Source organism: Vibrio sp. 10N.222.54.A3 (genome assembly GCF_041474095.1).
Taxonomy (GTDB): Bacteria; Pseudomonadota; Gammaproteobacteria; order Enterobacterales; family Vibrionaceae; genus Vibrio; species Vibrio crassostreae_C.
Genome location: NZ_JBFRTN010000092.1, coordinates 1 through 2,717, shown reverse-complemented (window position 1 = coordinate 2,717; position 2,717 = coordinate 1). Strand labels below are relative to the sequence as shown.

Below are 2,717 nucleotides of genomic sequence, written 5' to 3'. Positions count from 1 at the left end.
CCGCGATGAACCTTTTTTTTTGATTCATTTTTGTGAAGGGAAGGGGGGAGAATGGGGCAGGTTAGTGCTCACTAAGACTTAATTATTTCCGAGCCCTAATCACTGCCAGAACTTAGTTACTACCAACCTTATTTTCCGCCAAAGCAAAGATACTTAATGTCCATGTACTCATCGATGCCTTCTTTCGCACCTTCACGGCCAATACCTGATTGTTTCACACCACCGAAAGGCGCGACTTCGGTTGAGATTAGACCATCATTAATGCCGACCATACCGTACTCAAGCGCTTCTGCAATGTTCCACACTCGGTGGATGTTCTGACTGTAGAAGTAAGACGCCAAACCATAAATCGTATCGTTGGCCATCTCGATAAGCTCTTCGTCCGTGTCGAATTTCATCACGGGCGCGACTGGGCCAAAGATCTCTTGTTGAACGATGTCCATGCTGTGTTTTACATCTTTAAGAACAACAGGTTGAATGAAAAGCCCATTAAGTTCCTGAGTTGGCGTGACAGGCGTGGCACCTTGTTCAATCGCTCGGTTTACCAAAGCTTGGATGTTGTTCTTTGCGTTCAGGCTGACAACAGGGCCAATCGTGACACCTTCATCTAAGCCGTTACCAATCTTAAGCTGCTGAACCGCTTGATCGAATTTAGCCACAAACTCATCGTACACTTTACTGTGAACGTAGAATCGGTTTGCACAGACACATGTTTGACCTGCATTACGGAACTTCGACGCCATTGCCCCTTGAACGGCTGCATCGATGTCGGCATCGTCAAACACAATAAATGGTGCGTTACCGCCAAGTTCCATTGAGGTGCGTTTGATGCCTTTTGCTGCTTGAGCCATCAAAATACTGCCCACACGGGTCGACCCAGTGAAAGAGATTTTTTTGATAAGCGGATGCGAAGTGAATAGGTTGCCCACTTGTTCAGGGCTTTCACCAAGCACCACTTGAAGTAGATCTTTAGGGATACCCGCTTGATAAGCCAGTTCAACCACAGCAAACGCGGAAAGCGGTGTCTCATCCGAAGGTTTCACGACAAAGCTACAACCCGCAGCTAAGGCAGGAGCCGCTTTACGAGTGATCATTGCAATAGGGAAGTTCCATGGCGTAATCGCGCACGCCACTCCGATCGGTTGCTTGATGGTCACCAAACGTTTGCCTGCGACTGTGCTAGGAATGGAATCACCATAAGTGCGCTTTGCTTCTTCTGCAAACCACTCAATGAAGCTCGCGCCATACACCACTTCGCCTGCCGCTTCGGCTAACGGTTTACCTTGTTCAATCGTCATGATTCGAGCAAGGTCATTCTTGTTTTCGAGGATCAACTGGTGCCAGCGATGAAGTAGTGCAGCACGAGATTTAGCAGGGATTTTTGCCCACTCTTTTTGCGCTACATGAGCTCGTTCAATCGCGCTCGATAACTCTGTTTCTGATGATATCGGTGCGTGCCCGATGAGTTCACCCGTTGCTGGGTTTGTGACTGCAACTGCGTTGTTCGCTTCTGTCACCATAAAAGAGAGTAAGTGCTGGTTATTAATTTCTAGCATGTGATTCCTTCTTGATGATTACTTTAGACGTGTTGCTTATTTGTGGGCAGTGAGAGTTAGAGTGACTTCGACCAGGTGTTCGTTGCTCGAAGCTTGTGGTTACGACTCAATAATACAGTTTTTTGTTTTCAAGATGAAAACACCTCCCGTTTTTCCTGAAATGATGACCATAGCGTTGCGTGTTGACTGTGATTTAGTCGGGCATTACACAAATTCAAACAACACGTAAACGCGTTTCTACGGAACCCTCAACCCAGTTAAATAAAGGGCTGGGGGCTCGAAATGCCGGTTTGTGTAAAAAAGCAATTTAGTAAAATTCACACTGTGTAATTTTTGTTGTGAAATTGTTTCAAAAATAACAGTAGTATGAAAAACATGGAAACCACACAGTAAAGAACAATTTTGAAAAGGGTCTATTGGGATGTTTGACCTAAATGAAATTTAAAGCCGTACGAGGGATAGACTATGAATATGCTGACACTAGACAAAACAGAACTTCACAGAAACCATTCAACATTTATTGCTGAAGCTGTCTTTGCCGTCGAAATGGTGAAAGCAGACAAGCAACTCGAAAAACAGAAAATGGCGAAACAGTTGCTTGATACTTTATTTCCTCTTGAGGCGGGTTCACACGAAGACGCGGTGAGCTACGAGATTGATTACCGACATGTTCAGGTTTACTTCAAAAACGGTGAGCACACCGGCCTAAAACGCGCTAAACACTTTGTAGCTTACACAGGTGATAAATCTAAGCCTTCAGCAATCCTATTCCGTGATGAAAGCGGTACGCACGTTGAAGTGACAATCGGCGCTCGTAAAGGCACAGGCCGTCTGGAGTTGGTTGATATTCAAGATATCCAATTAGAGACGTGCACTACGTTTGGTCAAACTGAGGCCAGAAGTTCTTCTGGCATCCGTCACTGGGTGAGCTTAGTAAAAGGCGATGAAAGTGGCCGCCCGAATGCATCAAGTGAAGACAAAGAGTTCACTGCGAAAAATGGTGAAGACTATAACCTAGGTTTTTGCTTCGCAATCTAACGAACTGTCTTTGAAATGTGCAGTGCTGATCTGTGAGACGCAGCGCTGACATTTGAGCACTGATTTCTCTTTTACCTTTGGTAACTTTCCCCGCCCCTATAGCGGGGCTTTTTTATGGTTCAT

The 2,717-nt window shown here is 45.5% G+C and carries 2 protein-coding genes; one reads left to right on the top strand and one right to left on the bottom strand.

Translation table 11 applies throughout. From position 1 onward, the window contains the following. Positions 1 to 128: 128 nt before the first annotated feature. Positions 129 to 1,556 (bottom strand): NAD-dependent succinate-semialdehyde dehydrogenase, encoded by a 1,428-nt coding sequence (locus tag AB4507_RS18705; RefSeq protein WP_372074945.1) that lies wholly within the window; start codon positions 1,554 to 1,556, stop codon positions 129 to 131. Between the two features lie 465 nt (positions 1,557 to 2,021). Here AB4507_RS18705 and AB4507_RS18700 point away from each other — a divergent pair, with 465 nt between their 5' ends. Next, a complete protein-coding gene (locus AB4507_RS18700; protein ID WP_372183077.1) occupies positions 2,022 to 2,594 on the top strand; it encodes a hypothetical protein in 573 nt (190 codons plus the stop codon). Positions 2,595 to 2,717 lie beyond the last annotated feature (123 nt).

Excerpts from the sequence above, each read along its gene's own strand:
- AB4507_RS18705 (WP_372074945.1), bottom strand. The coding sequence starts at position 1,556 with ATGCTAGAAATTAATAACCAGCACTTACTCTCTTTTATGGTGACAGAA.
- AB4507_RS18700 (WP_372183077.1), top strand. The coding sequence starts at position 2,022 with ATGAATATGCTGACACTAGACAAAACAGAACTTCACAGAAACCATTCA.